This window comes from Arthrobacter sp. Alg241-R88, from assembly GCF_900537115.1.
Classification (GTDB): domain Bacteria; phylum Actinomycetota; class Actinomycetes; order Actinomycetales; family Micrococcaceae; genus Arthrobacter.
Genome location: NZ_UNRG01000006.1, coordinates 93,701 through 108,117 on the forward strand (window position 1 = coordinate 93,701; position 14,417 = coordinate 108,117).

Annotated in this window: 14 protein-coding genes; 6 read left to right on the forward strand and 8 right to left on the reverse strand. The window is 63.5% G+C overall.

Features of this window, described 5'->3' with window-relative positions; genetic code table 11:
- Positions 1-367: 367 nt before the first annotated feature.
- Positions 368-1,996, reverse strand: a complete 1,629-nt coding sequence (locus G6R19_RS14035; protein ID WP_163165966.1) for a DASS family sodium-coupled anion symporter — start codon at positions 1,994-1,996, stop codon at positions 368-370.
- Positions 1,997-2,468: 472 nt separating this feature from the next.
- Between G6R19_RS14035 and G6R19_RS14040 the strand changes: the two genes are divergently transcribed.
- Positions 2,469-3,701 (forward strand): saccharopine dehydrogenase NADP-binding domain-containing protein, encoded by a 1,233-nt coding sequence (locus G6R19_RS14040; protein WP_163165968.1) that lies wholly within the window; start codon positions 2,469-2,471, stop codon positions 3,699-3,701.
- A gap of 116 nt (positions 3,702-3,817) precedes the next feature.
- Here the strand turns inward: G6R19_RS14040 and G6R19_RS14045 are convergent, their stop codons facing one another.
- Complete coding sequence (locus G6R19_RS14045) at positions 3,818-4,642, reverse strand: alpha/beta hydrolase (RefSeq protein WP_163165970.1); 825 nt, start codon at positions 4,640-4,642, stop codon at positions 3,818-3,820.
- A gap of 324 nt (positions 4,643-4,966) precedes the next feature.
- On the opposite strand from G6R19_RS14045, the gene G6R19_RS14050 reads away from it, so the two are divergent.
- Together G6R19_RS14050 and G6R19_RS14055 are read left to right on the forward strand one after the other, a co-directional pair.
- Complete coding sequence (locus G6R19_RS14050) at positions 4,967-5,989, forward strand: alpha/beta hydrolase (RefSeq protein ID WP_240341893.1); 1,023 nt, start codon at positions 4,967-4,969, stop codon at positions 5,987-5,989.
- 87 nt (positions 5,990-6,076) lie between these two features.
- Positions 6,077-6,673: a hypothetical protein gene (locus G6R19_RS14055; RefSeq protein WP_163165974.1), complete on the forward strand. Its 597-nt coding sequence runs from the start codon at positions 6,077-6,079 to the stop codon at positions 6,671-6,673.
- 92 nt (positions 6,674-6,765) lie between these two features.
- Here G6R19_RS14055 and katG read toward each other — a convergent pair whose 3' ends face one another.
- The 4 genes from katG to G6R19_RS14075 form a co-directional block, all read right to left on the reverse strand.
- Entirely contained in the window at positions 6,766-9,060 is a 2,295-nt protein-coding gene (katG, locus tag G6R19_RS14060; RefSeq protein WP_163165976.1) for a catalase/peroxidase HPI, read from the reverse strand.
- Positions 9,061-9,225: 165 nt separating this feature from the next.
- On the reverse strand, positions 9,226-9,546 hold the full coding sequence (locus tag G6R19_RS14065) for an SMR family transporter (RefSeq protein ID WP_163165978.1): 321 nt from the start codon (positions 9,544-9,546) through the stop codon (positions 9,226-9,228).
- Positions 9,543-9,899, reverse strand: a complete 357-nt coding sequence (locus G6R19_RS14070) for an SMR family transporter (protein ID WP_163165980.1) — start codon at positions 9,897-9,899, stop codon at positions 9,543-9,545. Before G6R19_RS14070 ends, G6R19_RS14065 begins: the two co-directional genes overlap by 4 nt.
- 118 nt (positions 9,900-10,017) lie before the next feature.
- Positions 10,018-10,656: an isochorismatase family protein gene (locus tag G6R19_RS14075; RefSeq protein ID WP_163165982.1), complete on the reverse strand. Its 639-nt coding sequence runs from the start codon at positions 10,654-10,656 to the stop codon at positions 10,018-10,020.
- Positions 10,657-10,792: 136 nt separating this feature from the next.
- On the opposite strand from G6R19_RS14075, the gene G6R19_RS14080 reads away from it, so the two are divergent.
- The gene (locus tag G6R19_RS14080) at positions 10,793-11,758 is read left to right on the forward strand and encodes a helix-turn-helix domain-containing protein (RefSeq protein ID WP_163165984.1); all 966 of its coding nucleotides are present in this window, start codon (positions 10,793-10,795) and stop codon (positions 11,756-11,758) included.
- 117 nt (positions 11,759-11,875) lie between these two features.
- Here G6R19_RS14080 and G6R19_RS14085 read toward each other — a convergent pair whose 3' ends face one another.
- Both G6R19_RS14085 and G6R19_RS14090 read right to left on the reverse strand, forming a co-directional pair.
- Positions 11,876-12,199 (reverse strand): putative quinol monooxygenase, encoded by a 324-nt coding sequence (locus tag G6R19_RS14085; RefSeq protein ID WP_163165986.1) that lies wholly within the window; start codon positions 12,197-12,199, stop codon positions 11,876-11,878.
- A gap of 69 nt (positions 12,200-12,268) precedes the next feature.
- On the reverse strand, positions 12,269-13,060 hold the full coding sequence (locus G6R19_RS14090) for a Gfo/Idh/MocA family oxidoreductase (protein ID WP_240341894.1): 792 nt from the start codon (positions 13,058-13,060) through the stop codon (positions 12,269-12,271).
- A gap of 7 nt (positions 13,061-13,067) precedes the next feature.
- On the opposite strand from G6R19_RS14090, the gene G6R19_RS14095 reads away from it, so the two are divergent.
- Together G6R19_RS14095 and G6R19_RS14100 are read left to right on the forward strand one after the other, a co-directional pair.
- Positions 13,068-13,352 (forward strand): HPP family protein, encoded by a 285-nt coding sequence (locus G6R19_RS14095; RefSeq protein ID WP_240341895.1) that lies wholly within the window; start codon positions 13,068-13,070, stop codon positions 13,350-13,352.
- Between the two features lie 150 nt (positions 13,353-13,502).
- Positions 13,503-14,294, forward strand: a complete 792-nt coding sequence (locus G6R19_RS14100) for a ZIP family metal transporter (protein ID WP_163165990.1) — start codon at positions 13,503-13,505, stop codon at positions 14,292-14,294.
- The last annotated feature ends 123 nt before the right edge of the window (positions 14,295-14,417 follow it).

Consider the following 14,417-nt stretch of genomic DNA (forward strand, 5'->3'; position numbering starts at 1 on the left):
TGATGACCTCGTCACCTCCTCCGACTGCCTGCCACTGAACTCATTGGCAAAGCAGGCGCAGTTGGCGGGGCAAAAGGTGAAACGCCTCGGCCAGGTAGCCACTAATGCAGCCGGGCCAGGCATCCCTTGCGTGTCTTTTGCGGCACGGCGGTGCCGGGGGTATGTCCTGAGACCTGGCATCACGCAGTCGTGACTACTCTTAGTGCGCACCGATCCCGCCCTGCAACTTCCTGCCTCATGTCTTGCTGATGGCGGAGGGCTGGAGTGGAAAGATCGCGAGGCATGCGGGCCGTTCCTGCTGTGTACCACCCGGGACTGGTCTTAGCCACGCCTGGTGTGGGTACAGACCAATCCCGGCGGGTCGTGTTTATCGGCCGATGCCGGTGACGCCGATCATGATCGGGACGATGCTGATGATGAGGATTGCGCCGAGGATGTCGAAGGCGAATCCGGTGCGGACCATGCGGGTGATGGGAACTGCGCCCGAGCCGTAGACGATGGCGTTCTGCGGTGTGGAGACGGGCAGCATGAAGCCGAAGGATGCCGCGAACGTTGCTGCCAGGGCGGGTACGAGGGGGTCCACTCCCATGGCGACGCACAGCGGGATGACGATTGGAACGACGACGGCGGCGGAGGCGGTGTTGCTGGTTGTTTCCGAGATGAGGATGGCCAGGACGGCCGAGAAGGCAGTGATCGCGACGACGCTGGTGACGCCCAGGTTGTCGGCGGCAGTCTTTCCGATGGTTTCGGCCAGGCCGGTGGAGGAAAGAAGGGCGCCGAAGATGATGCCGGTACCGAAAAGGATGATAGTGCCCCAGTCGATCTTCGCCGCGTCGGACCAGGTCAAGGTGGCTCGGCGTTCCTTCCAGTTGGTGGGAAGGATAAAGAGCAGGGAGGCGCCGATGACAGCGACGATGCCTTCGTCCAGGCGGTCATCTAAAAACGTGTACAGCTCAGAGTCCGGGCCAGCGATGAGGCTGGCGAAGGCCGGGAGCAGCCACAGTGTGACGGTCAGGCCGAAAGCGATCAGCGTATTGATTTCGGCCCGGGACATCTTGCCCTGCCGTTTCTTCTGCTCCTGGATGAATTCGTCAACGCCTTCGATCCTGCGGATTTCGGGCTTGTTGAGCAGGAACATGGTCAGGGCAAGCACTACGAACATGGCGGCGCAGAGTGGGGCCACGGTGGCTGTCCACTGGACGAAGGAAATTTCGATACCGGTTGCTTCCTCGATGAGGCCGCGGCCGATCAGGTTCGGAGGTGATCCGACGGGGGTCAGGAGGCCGCCGACGCTGGCGCCGTAGGCGAGCATCAGCATCAGTGCTGCTCCTACACGCAGGCGCAACGGGTCAAAGTCCGCTTTCACGACGCCGCGGTCCTGCATCAGTTGCGCGATCACGGCGAGGATGCCTAGGGCGGTGGGCATCAGCATCGCCACGGTGGCCGTGTTGGAGACGAACGCTGACAACAGACAGGTGATTACGCCGAAGGCGATGATGACACGGTAGGTGGATTTGGCGACGCCGGGTATGGACAGGACGGCGAAGGCCAGTCGCTGTGCTATGCCGTGTTTGAGCATGGCGGCAGCGAGGATGAACGCGCCGATGAAGGTGAAGATGGTGGTTGAGCCAAAGGGCCGCAGGACGTCAGCGGCAGGTGCCACGCCGAGCAGGACTACGGCGGCCACACCAATGAGCCCGCCGACCGGAATCGGTACGGGCTCGCAGATCCAGAGGATGATGACGCCCAGCAACACGGCCGCGAGCAGCTGCTGGGTATGCTCCATTCCGGTCGGCAGCAGCGCGAAAATAATTGACACTGCCGGCGCCAGGAAGAATCCCAGCGTCTGCCGGGCCCGCTCGAACTTTTCCTCCCGCGGGGAGAGCCTCTGCTCACTCAAACTCCGGAAGGTCTTGCCACCCAGCAGGGCGGCACGAACGTCCGTCCGTTCAGGGGAGGACGCCGCCGCCGAAGACGGCGTTAGCTTGCTGGACATCTTTGTCCTTTCGGTCGTAGGAATTTAATCCCACTGTGCCCCCGTGACACGGATCACGTCTAAGACCAGTTCCCTACTGGACTGATAGGAAAAACCAATACCAGCTCAGCGTGCTCTGCGCACTGAACCTGCGGAAAGGCGAAAAGGCGCGTAAGACCAGTTCACTGCCTGCTTCTACTCGTCCCTGTCGAACGCCGCTATTGGATATTCCGTCAACCTCCCACGGTGCGCCAACCGTATGTTTGCTGATCACGCGGCCGGCACTGGTGGCGACTCTGGTCCGTCCATGGCTGGAGTAGGGAGCCGTCGGGGTAGCTCCCTGGCAGCAGTAGCGGTTGATAACCTACGAAAATTGTCCCCGGCTGTGTACAGGCGGACCGGATTTTCGTTCGAAAGTAGTTCAGTTCCGGTTGTTCTGAGGACCAACACAAGAGAGCCTTGTGCCAGCGTGGAGTTGACGTGAAGCTGCAGTATGGACAACTCATTTCGGGAACATGACCTCGTTCTCTACGGAGCGACGGGTTTCGTTGGCCGACTGATCGCCGCCTACGTCGCGGAGCATGCACCGGCCGGTATGCGAGTCGGACTCGCGGGCCGGTCCAGGTCCAGACTCGAGGCGGTTCGGTCACAGTTGCCGGTCGAGGCGCACGGATGGGCCCTCATCGAAGCCGATACGGAGGACGCGAACTCGATCGCCGCCCTGGCCGCGGGCACGCACGTGCTCTTCACAACCGTCGGTCCATACGCGAAACACGGACTACCCGTCGTCGACGCCTGCGCACGGGCCGGTACCCACCACGCCGACCTCGCGGGTGAGGTGTCCTTCATCCGAGAGGCGATTGATCGCTCCGACGCTCTGGCCAGGACGAGCGGGGCCAAGATCGTGCACTCCTGCGGCTACGACTCCGTGCCGTCCGACCTCGCGGTACTGCTGCTACATCAGGCGGCAGAAGCCGACGGCGCTGGGACTTTGGTCGAGGTCCAACTCGTTGCCACGGCCAAGGCTGGCATCAGCGGAGGAACGCTCGAATCGATGCGCGGGCAGCTGGACGCGATGCGATCAAACACCGCCCTGCGGTCATTAGCCGCTGACCCCTACGCCCTGAGCCCCGACCGCACACGGGAGCCGACGACACAACAGCCTCCTGACGCCGGTCCTGTGCGCCGTTCCGATGACGGCACCTGGACCGCGCCATTCATCATGGCCCCTGTCAACACCCGGATAGTGCGCCGCAGCAACGCATTGCAGGGCTGGGCCTACGGCCGCTCCCTCCAGTACGGCGAGGTAATGGGGGTGGCCCCCGGACCGGCAGGAGCAGTCCTCGCCAAGGCAACGGCACTCGGGCTCCGCGCATTCACGGGCGCGATGGCGTTCCCGCCCACCCGACGGGTGCTCGACCGCTTTCTTCCGGCACCAGGTACGGGTCCGAGCACCAGCACGCAGCGCGAAGGCTGGTTCCACTCCCAGGTCACCGCCCGCACAGAGAACGGGCACCGATACCAGGCGATTGCTGCCGGCCCCGGTGATCCCGGCTATGCCGCCACCGCCGTGATGGCAGGCGAGACTGCACTCGCTCTTGCCCTAGACGGTGACCGGCTGCCGACCGCGAAAGGGTCACTGACACCGGCCACCGCACTCGGCAACGTTCTCATACAGCGGCTCCGCGCGGCTGGCCACACTTACCAAGTAACCAAACTCGCCTGAACCCAGGCTCTCGCTGGCCTGACTTGGCGCAGGTGCTGGTCGGCCGCTTCCCTGCTGATCCCGTAAACGCGGCTAGGGACGAATTTGGAAATGCGGGGGAGGGCCAACGGCGCCTGTCACGAGCGGGTGTCGAGGTAGTGCAAAACTGCCCGGGCCGTTTCTTCCGGGGCGCTGACGTGGGGGCAGTGGCCGGTGGCCTGAAGCTGCACCAGGGTGTTGTGTTCCAGATTCTTGTGCAGGTAGGCGCCCACTTCCGGCGGGGCAAGCCGATCGTTGGAGCACTGCAGGATCAGGCAGTTGGTGCGCACCTTTTTCAGTTCAGGGCGGGTGTCGGAAAAGAAGGTTACCCCGGCGAAGTGCCGTGCGATGGCCGGGTTTGTCCGGCAGAAGCTGGCACGCAGGTCCTCCGCTAATTCCGGCTCCTGCGGGTTGCCCATAACCAGAGGCGCCACGGCCGCTGCCCAGGCGAAATAGTTGCTGTCCAGAGATGCCAGCAGGCCCTCGATGTCTTCCCGCGAAAACCCGCCCACGTAGCCGTCGTACGGGTCATCGGTATGACGGGGTGAAGGGGCCAGCAGGACCAGGTGGGAGAAACGGTTGGGGTCCTGCACCGCGGCGATCACGGCGATCATCGTGCTGACGCTGTGGCCCACCAGGATGATGTCCTCAAGGTCGAGGGCGGCGCAAATCTCCAGCAGGTCCGACGCGTACCCGTCCAGGGTCCCGTACTTCTCCCAGTCATAGGCGCTGATGTCGGAGTGTCCTGCGCCAACGTGATCAAAAAGCACCAGCCGGTAATCATCGACAAAGTAGGGCAGCAACTTCCGCCACATAGCCTGATCGCAGCCAAAACCGTGGGCGAACATCATGACAGGCCCATCATCCCGGCCGGTTATGGTGACATTGTTCCGGCGGATTACCGCAGCAGTTGCTTCAATCACGTTCTCACTGACCCTCGCATAGGGTGTTCTCCTGCCCCAGACTATCCACGGGAAATAGAGAAATCCCAGGGATCCTCCCACTATGACCTTCAAGACGACGTCGATACAGCCCACTACATGCCGAAGATTCCGTCAACCTGATGAGGCTCGGACAAGCTGACCGTGGTGACTCTATCCCGCCCACAGTTGGGGTCAATTCGGGTCCAAATCATCACCTCATTCACCACCTGTGGTGATGTTGGGTCACCACACGCATCCGTAGCTTTGGAAGTGTCCCCGGCACCCAGCCCAGGGCAAACCACAATAACGGAGCCCGAGATGGCAATGAGTTCGCTTACAGACCATACAAAGCGTCGCCGGCCATTCCGTCGCACACGAAAAATACTTGGCTTTGTCGCTATCACTGCGCTGGGCATAACGTTTGCATCCACAGCGGCCAACGCACTGCTGGAACAGCAGGAGAGATCGAGCACTGCCCAATACGGCGAACTAGTGGAGGTCGCGGGAGGCTCACTGAACGTCGTTCGGGCTGGCACCGAAGGTGGACAGCCCCTGGTCCTGCTCAGCGGCCTGGGCACGATAGCTCCGGCGCTGGACTTCGCCCCTTTGATCAGGGAACTCGTGGCTTACGACGTCATCGTCGTCGAGCGCTTCGGGTACGGCTACAGCGACCTGAAAGCACGTGATCGGACCGTGGAGAATATCAACACCGAGCTCCACGAGGCCCTCTCCTCACTCCACATCGGGAAGCCTTACGTTTTGGCTGGACATTCGATCGCGGGCTTTTACACACTCGACTACGCTAACCGGTACCCAAACGAAGTATCCGCCGTTATCGGCATAGACCCCACCGTGCCCACCGCCGAGCTGGAGAAGGAATCCGCGGCTGGCGGCGGAATCAATATCATCGGGATACTTTCCGCAATTGGCCTGGTCCGGACCTTGGTGTCGGTCGCTCCCGGCGAGGTGGACCCAAAAAGCGACGACTTCACCACAACCGAATTGGAACGCATGCGGCAAATGACAATCTGGAACTTCGGCAACGCGGCAGTCGCGGACGAAAGCGCCCGAGTCGCCAGCAATGCCGCAGCACTCCACGGAGTGACCTACCCTGAGAACACACCCGTTCTTCACTTCCTCGCCAGTGACAGTGTGACCACCTTGCCGAACTGGCTCGAGTCGCACAAGAACCAGCTAAAGAGCGTCAACCGCCACGAAATCGTCGAGCTCAAGGGCCTGCATAACCTGCACTGGACGCAGTCAGTGGCCATGGCTCAGAAGATCACACAATTCCTTCAGGACACTGACAGAAACGGCCAGCCGGAGAACAAGGAACAGTCCTCCTAGCAGGAGCTAGTGAAAGCCAGGCAGACAACATAGCATCAGGCGAACCTCGAATTATTTGAGACCGCCCCAACCACGGAGGACGCACCCATGACAGAACTTGCAGAGCGCATCGAGCAGTTCACCGTGACTCAGAAGCTCACGTTGATGGTCAATCGCTATGAGATACGTTCCGTCGCCGGAGACGGGCAACCTGGGCACCTGCTCGCCGTCGCCCAGCAGAAGCGGGCCGCTTTCAAGGAACAGGTGACCTTCTACCAGGACGAGTCAAGGACCCTGCCGCTTTTCTCCTTCAAGGCCCGGCAACGCCTCGACCTCGGCGCCACATACGACGTGCTGGACGCCAATGGACAAGCGATCGGCAGCTTCCGGAAAGACTTTGGCAAGTCCCTGCTGCGGTCCACCTGGCACCTCGAAGCGTCCGGACTCAAGGTCACCGGAAGTGAGCGCAGCCTCGGGGTGGCCATCGGCCGGCGTATCTGGGAAGCGACGCCTATCGGTGATGCGGTCCCTTCGCCCTTCCGTTTCCACTTCGACTTTGTGGACTCGAACGGAGAAGTGCTCATGACATCAGAACGGGGACGGTCCCTGCGCGACCGCTACCTCATCACCCTTCCAGGCGCACGACTCGACGGCCGGGTTGCGGCTGCGATGGCAGTGGCACTGGATGCTCTCCAGTCCCGGTAGAGCAGTCGATTCCTCCAACGGTGAGGACGGGAAAAATCCACGAGAGTGCGGGTCCGGGCGGGCGGCCGCTGCAGCTGGCCCGGACGCATCAGTCAGCGCAGATCGAAGCGGTCCAGCTCCATCACCTTCACCCAGGCCGCCACGAAGTCGTTGACGAACTTCTCCTTGGCGTCATCGCTCGCATAGACCTCGGCAATCGCCCGGAGCTGCGAGTTGGAGCCGAACACCAGGTCCACCGGCGTGGCGGTCCACTTCAGTTCGCCGGTGGCGACGTCGCTGATTTCATAGACGTTCTCCTCCGCCTCCGACGCCTTCCACTTGGTGCCCGGTGAGAGCAGGTTGGCGAAGAAGTCGTTCGTCAGGACCTGGGGCCGGTCCGTGAGCACGCCGTGGGCGGAACCGCCCACGTTTGTCCCGAGGGCGCGCATGCCGCCGATGAGCGCCGTCATCTCCGGTGCGGAGAGGTCCAGCAGGTACGCCTTGTCCAGCAGGAGGGTCTCCGGCTGGAGCTTCTCGCCGGGGCGCACATAGTTCCGGAACCCGTCTGCCCGCGGCTTCAGGTACTGGAACTGCTCGACGTCGGTCTGCTCCTGGGCGGCGTCGGTGCGGCCGGGCCGAAACGGCACGGTGACGGCGAAGCCTGCGTCCCGGGCTGCCTTTTCCACCGCGGCGCAGCCGCCGAGGACGATCAGGTCCGCCAGCGAGACCTTCTTGCTTCCGGCTTGGGCCGCGTTGAACTGCTGCTGGACCCTCTCAAGCGCCTGCAACGCCGTCGAAAGCTGCTCGGGTTCGTTGACCTCCCAGCCGCGCTGCGGCTCCAGCCGGATCCGCGCCCCGTTGGCGCCACCGCGCCGGTCGGTCTTGCGGAAGGTGGACGCGGCGGCCCAAGCCGTGCCGGCGAGCTGCGAGACGGACAGGCCTGAGTCCAGGAGCTGGGCCTTGAGCGAGGAGATGTCCTGCTCGTCGATCAGCTCGTGGTCCACTGCCGGGACCGGGTCCTGCCAGAGCTGGGCTTCCGGGACCCACGGCCCGAGCATGTGCGGGCCGACGGGCCCCATGTCGCGGTGCAGCAGCTTGTACCAGGCCTTGGCGAAGGCGAGCTGGAACTCATCCGGGTTCTTCAGGAAGCGCCGTCCGATCTCCTCATAGACCGGATCGAACCGCAGCGAGAGGTCCGTGGTCAGCATGGTGGGCCGGTGCTTTTTCTCCGGGTCGTGGGCGTCCGGGATGATCTCCGGGGCATCCTTGGCCACCCACTGGTGGGCGCCGGCAGGGCTCTTGACCAGCTCCCACTCGTACTCGAACAGGATCTCCAGGAAGCGGTTGCTCCACTGCGTGGGCTGGTCGGTCCAGGTCACTTCCAAACCGGACGTGATCGTGTCCGCCCCCTTGCCGCTGCCGTAGGTGCTGAGCCAGCCCAGCCCCTGCGCTTCCAGGTTGGCGCCTTCCGGCTCGGGACCTACGTGCGCGTCGGCATCACCGGCGCCGTGGGTCTTGCCGAACGTGTGGCCGCCGGCGATCAGCGCGAAGGTCTCTTCGTCGTTCATGGCCATCCGCTTGAAGGTCTCGCGGATGAAAGCTGCCGCGAGTTTGGGATCCGGGTTGCCCATCGGGCCCTCGGGGTTCACGTAGATCAGGCCCATCTCCGTGGAGCCGACCTCCTCCGACATCTGCCCCTCGCCGATGTAGCGTTCGTCGCCGAGCCAGGTGTCCTCCGGCCCCCAGAAAATCTCCTCGGGCTCCCACACGTCTTCGCGGCCGAAGGCGAAGCCGAAAGTTTTGAATCCCATGGACTCGAGGGAGACGTTGCCGGCCAAAACCAGCAGGTCCGCCCACGAGAGCTTCTGGCCGTACTTCTGCTTCACGGGCCACAGCAGCCGGCGGGCCTTGTCCAGGTTGGCGTTGTCCGGCCAGCTGTTGAGCGGTGCGAACCGCTGGCTGCCGTCCCCGGCGCCGCCGCGGCCGTCGTGGACGCGATAGGTGCCGGCGGCGTGCCAGCTCAACCGGATCATCAGGCCGCCGTAGTGGCCGAAGTCCGCCGGCCACCAGTCCTGGGACGTGGTGAGGACCTGGATGATGTCCTGCTTGAGCGCCTCGACGTCGAGCTTCTGGAACTCTTCGCGGTAGCTGAACGTGGGGCCAAGCGGGTTGCCCTTGGCGTTATGGCTGTGAAGCACCGAGAGGTCCAGCTGGTTGGGCCACCAATCGGCGACGGTCCTCGGCCGGTGCCCCTTGGGCTGCGGCGAATCGATGGCCGGGTTTTCACTCTCGCTGCCGTGTGAGGTGACGCTGCCATGCGCCACCGGGCATCCGCCTTCAACCTTGCTGTCCAGGCCTTGGGCACTTCCGGGGGTGGGGATCGGGGGGTGTTCCGGGCGATCGGTCATGTGCTTCCTTCCATATGGCCGAGGCCGTGGAGCGGACTCGGGCGGCCGGTTCAACCTTCCCATTTGAACATGGACGGCGTGGAGGTGGGAGAGCCCGTCCGCCATGAGAGAAATGGCGGTATTGCCGTTGCACTTAAGAAATTCCCAGCTCCCGTTACGGGTCCACTAGTGCGCTGCACCCAGCTCGATGAGCAGGACACCGCCGATGATGAGCCCCAGCCCGAGCATCATGATGGGGGTGATCGTCTCCTTGAAGAAGACCCGGCTGGCGAGGGCGGTCAGCGCGACGCCGGCCGCGGCCCAGATGCCGTAAGCAACCCCGAGGCTCATTCCCTGGTCCAAGGTTAGGGTGAGGAGCGTGAACGCCAGGAAGTACCCGACGCCGACAGGTAAGTACCAGCGTCGCTTACCTGCGGATGCGACGCGCAGGAACAGGGTGGCGGTCACCTCGGTCAGGATTGCCCCAGCCAGCAACAGCCACATCATGAGCGGGCCATTTCTTTTGCCGGTTCTTTTGCAGGCTCTTTATGTGACCCGAGTTCCACGCAGAGGACGCCGGCGATGACCATGGCGACGCCGATCATCATCACCGGCGTCAACGCTTCGCCAAAGATGAGGGCGGCCAGCAGCACCGTGAGGGTCACTCCCAACGCAGCCCAGATACCGTAGGCAACGCCGAGTCCCAGGCCTTTGCGGAGGACCGCCGCGAGAAAAGCAAAGGAAGCGGAATAACCGAGAACAACCACGACGAAGAATGCAGGATTCTCCAACGCCGCTTTCAAGGAGAGGGACGCCGTCACCTCACTCAGGATGGCACCGGCGAGGAGAAACCACTTCATGAGATTAGTCCTTGAGATTCGTTGGGGCTTGGTCCCCGTGAATGCAACGGCGCCAATGCTGCTGGTGTTCCCGGGCTTCCCACCCCGGCGACAACAGGTGGGAAGCCCGGACGCTGGCTTAAGCCTGGGGGACGAGCTCCAACCCGGCGACTGCTGAGCTCCCGAGATCACTCCTGGTGAGGGCCTGCTGCGAGGACAGTGCGTTGGTCCACGTGTCAGTATCGGCTACTGCTGCCCAGTTCGAGTTCAGCAGCGCGAGCAGCGTCGTGTGCACGGTCTTCGCGTCGGCGGAACCGGCATGGTTGGCAAGGTTGATGGCACCGGTGGCGTCTGAAAGGACTTCCGTGGTGAAGCCAAGGAACTCTGCCTCCACGGCGGAGGCGAGCACGCAGTTGTTGGTCATGTAGCCCGCCAAGGTGACCGTGTCGACGTCGTGCTTCCGCAGCCATTCAGCGAGGTCCGTACCGGCGTATACGGAACCATACTGCTTAACCACCGACTTCCATTCGATAGTTTTGCGGCGTTCAATCTCGGGGTGCAGCCCGAAGCCCGGCGTGCCGGGCGCGAAGACGGGCGCATCTTCGCCGGCAGAGTGTTGGATGACGGCAGTCGGAATGCCCGCGGCGGTGGCTGCATCCACTGCCCGCGCAATCATGGGGAGGGACTCCTGGTGCGGCGGGTACTGGATTTCGAGGGGGCCGCCAAAGTACTGCTGCTGCACGTCAATGAGGATGAGGGCGCGGTGGGGTGTGCTCATGGTTGTTTTCTCCCGGATGGTGACTTTTGGCCGCCGATTGGCAACTTCTCAAGTCTTCCCGGTGCCTATCGGAGCCACCAGTGGCACGAAGGCAGTTATACGATGGATTCGGGCCAAGCTAGCGAAGGGCGTCAGAATGAGGATTGCGGTCTACGCTTTCGACGGGGCGACGATGTTTCACCTTGCTGTTCCGCAGATGGTTTTTGACGAAGTGGCTCGTCAAGGCCTTGCCGAGTGGAAGACCTTTCTTTTCTCCGACCAGGAAGGCGAGGTCACAACCGCTGAGGGCTACCGGCTGGGCGAGGTGAAAGGGCCGGAGGCAGCGGAAGAGGCTGACGTCGTGGTGGTGCCCTCGTGGTTCGACGACGGTCGCGTCCTCAGCGATTCGCTGCGGCAGGTGCTTCAAGGAGCACATGGGCGTGCGGTGCCCATCTTGGGGTTGTGCCTTGGTGCGATTCCCGTTGCCGACGCCGGCTTGCTCGCCGGGCGCCGGGCCGTCACGCACTGGCAGGCTTTTGATTCCCTTGCCGGGCGGCACCCGGATATCGCCCTTGATCAGTCGGTGCTCTACATCGACCACGGTGACGTCCTCACCTCCGCCGGCACCGCCTCCGCCCTGGACGCCTGCTTGCACCTTGTGCGTACCAAGCTTGGAGCGGAGGCGGCGAACCAGGTGGCACGCAGCCTTGTCATCGCTCCGCACCGGGAAGGCGGACAGGCGCAGTACATAGAGCACCCCGTGCCGGAGCGCTCCACCGACGATCCAATCTCGCGCCTGCTCGAATGGACCCTGGGCCGCCTGGGTGAACCGCTCTCCATCGACCGGCTCGCCGCGCAGGCGCACCTAAGCCGCCGCACCTTTGTCCGCGCATTCCGGGCAGCGACGGGGACGACGCCGGCCGCCTGGATCCGCGCCCGCCGCCTGGACGCAGCCCGGCGGCTGCTCGAGACCACTGATCTTTCGATCGACCAGATATCTGCCGACTGCGGATTCGGCAACGCCGTCACCCTCCGGCAGAATTTTGCAGCCGCCTTCTCCACGACGCCAACGGAGTACAGGCGCCATTTTGACGCCCGGGTTGGGTCAGCGGGCTCGCCCTGATCAATAACGCCGGCGAGCGGGCAGCGTGGCCCGCCCGCCGGCGTCGAACATTGGTTTTCAGGGTCCGCGTCAGTCGACGAGGCCTGCTGCCCCCGGCTCGATGGGCAGGACACCGGCTCAAGTGAGCGGCGAGAGGGGAGTGACGGAAAACGGTACTGCCAATAGCGGTTCGACTTCCTTCACAAACTCCTTGACGTGGACTTCTTCGTTATGCGCTACGAGGTCTTCGTCACGCGCCCAGCCTTCGAAGAGAACGAAGGTGCCGGGCTGATGTTCGTCAGAGAAAACGGTGTATTCCAGGCATCCCGGGTCTTTCCGGCTGAGCGTCTGCAGAGCGTGGAGGGCTTCCTGGAGGTCGGCTTCGTGCCCTGCTTTGGCGATGAAAACGGGCATGAGCCAGACTTCTGCAGTCTCCTGGCGGATCGGGAGGGGATGTGGCATCTTGTCTTCCTTGGTTATGGTTTTGAGTTTCGGGAGGGACGGCTTTTGGCCGTCCCTCCCGAAAACGGGTTAATCGGTGATCTGTGGAACGTCCACCCATGATTCTTTTGCAGCAGATTCGACAATGGCGTCGTCGATGAGGGCCACCTGGTAGCCGTCTGCGAAGTTGGGGCTCACGCTGCCGCCTTCTGCAATGGCCTTGAAAAAGTCGTACGCTTCGATGATCTTCGTTTCCCCGTAGCCAATGCCCAGAGCTGGAATGGGCCAGAGGCCTTCTCCGTAGGGATGGTCCGGGCCGGTGTAAACGGTGCGGAATCCCCGGCGGTCGGCCTGGTCGGAAGCGAAGCAGACCTGCAGCTCATCGCGCCGTTCGTAGTTGAAGACGATACTGCCATCGGTTCCGTGGATTTCGAAGGTGATGTAGTTGTTCCTTCCGTGGGCGTTGCGTGTCGCTTCCACGGATCCCACGGCTCCGTTTGCAAACCGGATCATTGTCATGACCTCGTCGTCCACATCAACCTCGCCCCGCGGGCCCTCTCCGCCCCGTACGGTGCCGAGCGCATCGGCCCCGCCCGCCTGGAGGGGCCGCTCGGGGATCCAAGTGGACAGGACGGCGTTGACGGCGCTGAACTCGCCGACGAGGTAGCGGGCCATGTCGAAGACGTGCGTGGCGATATCACCCAGCGCGCCGGAGCCTGCGATCGACTTCTGGAAACGCCAGGACAATGGCGAGTTAGGGTCGGCGCTCCAGTCCTGCAGGTAGGTGCCGCGGAAGCTGATGACTTTGCCTATTGCACCTTCCTCGATGTACTTTTTGGCCAGCGCGACTGCGGGCGTTCGCCGGTAGTTGAAGGCGACCATGTGGACGATGTTCTTGTCTTTGATTGTTTCCGCCCTGCTTGGCGTCGGCACGGGCCTGGTCAGCCACTCGTTCTGGGCCGCCGCGGTTGCAGGCAGCCTGGCTATCGGAGCGACCCTGTGGCTGAGGATGCCGCATTCACCGGCGGCTGCCACAGCAGTCATCGGTACCATGGCAACCACTGGCCAGGTCGCCTTTGTGGTGTGCTCCGGCATCGCGGCCTGCATCCTCGTCGGGTTCGGAATTCTAGGGTCCCGGCTCCGCGGAGCCACGTATCCCATGTACTGGATCTGACAAGGAACGGCAGCCTTCAGAGCCTGACCGCGGACAGCGTAGCCAGCGGGCCCAGTGGCCGGCGGCCACGCTGTCCGGGAACCAGTCCAACCTGACTCCATAGGCCTTTTGCTTGTTGTGGTCCATTCCGCGCCCGCTCATAATGTGGCTGTGGGGATGTCGCTGCTCTTTGGCGTCGTGACTGCCAGTGCTTTGGTGCTGGGGGCCCTCGCCGGTGTGCGCTTTGAGCTGCCCAAGCGCGTCCTGGCTATCATCCTGTCCTTCGCGGCAGGTGCCCTGATCACTGCCCTGACGTTCGAGTTGTTCGAGGACTCCTTCGAGCGCGGCGGAGTCTGGCGCGCGGGTATTGGCCTGTTCGTTGGTGCCTTGGTGTTCACGGTGTTGAGTGCATTGCTCGACCGGTGGGCCCAAGCCGGATCCGAGCCGGTTCCCGCGGATGAATACCGGGGCAGTCCCAAGCTCGACACTGACGCCGCTGCCGAGGGCCGTGCCCCGTCCGCCGCCTCCACCAGGGGTGCGGCGGGCCTGGCTTTGCTGGCTGCCGCCACGCTGGATGGCGTGCCGGAGAATCTCGCCCTCGGCGTCTCGTTGGGTGAGGGGACCGGCGGCCTGGCGCTGCTGGCCGCGATCTTCGTCTCCAATCTGCCCGAGGCCCTTGTGGGTGCAGCATCAATGCGCAGCCAAGGGATGTCCACGGCCGCCGTTATCAGGCTCTGGGGCGTGTGCTCGGTTGTACTGGTCCTTGCCGTCGTGGTTGGTGCCGGCCCGCTCTCCGGCAGCAGCCCCGAGACGATCTCGTTGCCGCTGGCCTTCGCGGCTGGAGCGGTGATCGCCGCCCTCGCGGACACCATAATGCCCGAGGCGTTTGAACATGGGGGACCGGCAGTTGCATTGAGCACGGCGGCCGGGTTCGTGGTTTCGTTCCTGTTGTCCCTGGCGTAGGAGCCGCTGCCGGTTCGTACCCGGCGGCACCCGGGGCCCCCAAATACGCTGTCCGAGAACCGCCCCAACTTCTCCTGCGCATCCACCGGCCCACCCCAGCCGCCGGACGTAAACTGACCTTCG